A 3,033-nucleotide genomic window follows, 5' to 3' on the forward strand; every position below is an offset into this window, starting at 1 on the left:
GCTGCGAGGTCGGCTCGCGCAGCATGAAGTCGATGTATCGCGCATAGTATGCCCATCGCTGCTCGAGGCTGGGGTAGAGGTGGTAGAAGCCGTCGAAAAGGCTCTTGACTACTTTCGATTGATGCTCAGTGCCCATTGTATTCGCTACGATTAAACTCGGCACAGGGGATACTGGTTTTCCGTGCGAAAACGCTCATGCCGCTAAATTGAGCGACCGCCTGTACTGCAGCGGGATCATCCGCCCGAGCGATCCCTTAATCCGTCGCCCGTTGCGCCAATCGGCAGAAGCCACGCGTGGACGCTAATCGCTCGAGCGAATCGTCGTCGGTTTCCGTTTAACGATTTCTTTTTCCGCTATTATCCGACCCTCGGACTTCCTCGTGATAGAAGTAGTCCACGATCACCGGATGCCCCTGGGGGACTCTGCCATAAGGCATTTCGTTGTCCACAAAGGGGCAATCGTACTTCTTGGCCATTTCCTCGGCTTTTACTTCAAGCGCTTCAAAATAGCTACGGTTGCGCTTGTTATAGATCTCATCGTAAAGCGGTACGAGATTGGGATGTTTCTCGGCGATATAATCCAGGATCGCTTTTTTGAAACCACCCCGAAGATTGAGATTTTCGAGCCAAAACAAATCGCACCGATCTTTTACTCGCTCAAAAATCATCTCAAAATCCGTGATGCCGGGAAATACCGGGGACACGAAGCAGACCGTACGGATACCTTCGTCATACACCTGCTTCATAGCAGCGATACGACGCTCGATGCTCGACGCGGAGTCCATATCGTTCTTGAAGTTCTCATCCAGCGTGTTGATCGACCATGAAATGGTCACTCGTCCAAGCCTCTTCAGCAGATCGATATCCCGTACCACAAGATCGGACTTTGTGCAGATCAGAATATCTGCATCGCTGCCAATCAGCTGCTCCAGGAGTTTCCTGGTATTCCCGAATCGCTCCTCCTGTGGATTGTAGCCATCCGTCACAGAACCGATAACCACCCGCTGTCCAGCGTATTTCTTCGGATTCTTGATTTCCGGCCAATGCTTCACATCAAGAAAGGTGCCCCATTCCTCCTTGTGTCCGGTAAAGCGCTTCATAAAGGAGGCATAGCAATACTTGCAGGCATGCGTGCAGCCTACATAGGGATTGACCGAGTAGCCGCCTACCGGCAGGCTGGACTTGGTCATGATGTTCTTTGCTTCCACCTCATTGATGAGGATTCCATCGATCACTTCCGCCATGTTCTCTGCACCTCCAGCACTCTTTCGAATTCTTCCGGCAATTCCTGAATCATGTTTTCGTCCCCTATGACAGAGACGAGGTCTTCCTTCATAAACATTGGAATGCCAAGCGCGTGCGCCTGGTCCGTCAAAGACCATGCCCACTCCGGTTCCGTATGAACCTTCCTGCTCTGCGCCCCGGTCATGGTACCGACGACGATCCAGTTGATTCCGGAAAGGTCGACCGTACCGGGATCGTCGAATAGCGGCTCAAAAGTAACGAAGAAGTGATTTGCTTTGACGTTTTTCCGAAGGGCGTCGATACGCCACAGCTCCGCTTTCCTCGTCACCGTAACGCCGAACCATGCGTTTTCCAGGTCGGTATCTAAATCCAGCAAATCGGGTCTCTTGGTCAGGAACAGGAACTGATGCTGTGGATTCTCATGGATCTTTGCAAATACCTCGTCTCGCCATTCCAGCTTCCACCCGGAGAGATCGCTCATGCCGGTAAGGAGAAAGTTCTGCGGGCGTTTCTTTTCCATCATCTTGAGCTTGCTCGGGAAGAACGCAGGATCAGCGAAGTCGTCAATCATATGCCAACGTTTCACATTGTTACGGGCATAGCAATATGGACACCCCACCGTGCAGCCGATGACGATATTCATATTCTGAATCTGATTTTTGATGCAGATGCTCATAACGCCTGCCTACCTGCCTCTCCCGTAAACACGCAATCAGCCTTCCCCACCTTGCGGGCAAAAGCCTCGATATCTTGCTTGCAAGCAGCAGGCTCGCAATCGCTCAAATCGTATGACGTGCCGCCGTTTCGATAGACGGCCCGATGGGAAAACGATCGGCTGACAAGCCCGATGCCGAGCTTCTCGCACAGGGTCATCCGTGCTCCCTTTCAGCTATAAAAAACAGGTGTCTATAAACAGTATCCTTGTTGATTTTCGCAGGGGCAATGAACAAACGCGTGCACCTGTCGATAAACGAACAGCTACTGGACATTGTCAAACGACTCAGATTGGAGAGGCGATGGGAGAAACCAAGATCGACCGCCGGCGGCGCTACACCCTCTCGGTCATACAGGAGGCGTTCTTCGCGCTGCTGGCCGAGGTCGGCTTCGCGAAGATGACGGTGGCGGACATCTGCCGCCGCGCCGAGATCAACCGGGGAACGTTCTATCTGCATTGCGAGGATAAGTACGCGCTGCTCGATGCGCTTATCGACGAGGCATTGGCAGCGGCTCCCCCGCTTGAGGGGGTTGAATCGGCAACGCTTTGCCAGCGTCCGTCGGCAGACGACGATTATCGCCTGCTTTATTCGGACAGCGACTCATACGCTCGCGTAGCCCAGCGCGTCATAGAACGCGGAGCGGAGCAGATGGTTCCCTGGGTCATGGAGAAAACAGGGCTTTCACGCGAAGACGCCTTCCTGCTCTTCGTCCACAACGTCCAGGGCGATCTGGCCGTCAACCGCCTGCTCGGCTGGAGACGAGGCCCCGAGTTCGCCCATGCCCAGGAGCTGCTCAACGCCTATCCCGAAGGGGGCTTACTGGCGGTATCCGCTCTTCGCGATTCCGATAACCCATCGTGACCTGCGATTCAGGAATACCAGCCTCCGAGCCCTCTCGTTCGGAGGCTGCGGCTAAAACCTCATTGCGCGTCTACCGCTCCGCGTTACTCGCCACCTGCCCGCGCCACCGAGAGCAGGGCGCCCAAATCGGCCTGGATCGCCCCTGCCTTGCTTCCAAGCTGCAGCGGAGCCGAGCCGTTCGAGATGTTGACGCTCAACAGGTGCGCATCCG

The 3,033-nt window shown here is 54.5% G+C and carries 4 protein-coding genes; 1 reads left to right on the top strand and 3 read right to left on the bottom strand.

Features of this window, described 5'->3' with window-relative positions; all coding sequences use genetic code 11:
• Window positions 1-335: 335 nt before the first annotated feature.
• The 3 genes from I2G43_RS00405 to I2G43_RS00415 are packed head-to-tail and all read right to left on the bottom strand — an operon-like array spanning window position 336 to window position 2,118.
• Window positions 336-1,244: a radical SAM mobile pair protein B gene (locus I2G43_RS00405; protein ID WP_195534660.1), complete on the bottom strand. Its 909-nt coding sequence runs from the start codon at window positions 1,242-1,244 to the stop codon at window positions 336-338.
• The gene (locus I2G43_RS00410; protein WP_055252677.1) at window positions 1,232-1,921 is read right to left on the bottom strand and encodes a radical SAM mobile pair protein A; all 690 of its coding nucleotides are present in this window, start codon (window positions 1,919-1,921) and stop codon (window positions 1,232-1,234) included. The genes I2G43_RS00405 and I2G43_RS00410 overlap by 13 nt, the downstream gene beginning before the upstream one ends.
• Entirely contained in the window at window positions 1,918-2,118 is a 201-nt protein-coding gene (locus I2G43_RS00415) for a hypothetical protein (RefSeq protein WP_055252679.1), read from the bottom strand. Before I2G43_RS00415 ends, I2G43_RS00410 begins: the two co-directional genes overlap by 4 nt.
• 143 nt (window positions 2,119-2,261) lie before the next feature.
• On the opposite strand from I2G43_RS00415, the gene I2G43_RS00420 reads away from it, so the two are divergent.
• The gene (locus I2G43_RS00420; RefSeq protein WP_195534661.1) at window positions 2,262-2,822 is read left to right on the top strand and encodes a TetR/AcrR family transcriptional regulator; all 561 of its coding nucleotides are present in this window, start codon (window positions 2,262-2,264) and stop codon (window positions 2,820-2,822) included.
• Window positions 2,823-3,033: the final 211 nt, after the last annotated feature.

It is taken from the genome of Collinsella aerofaciens (assembly GCF_015557435.1).
Taxonomy (GTDB): Bacteria; Actinomycetota; Coriobacteriia; order Coriobacteriales; family Coriobacteriaceae; genus Collinsella; species Collinsella aerofaciens_Z.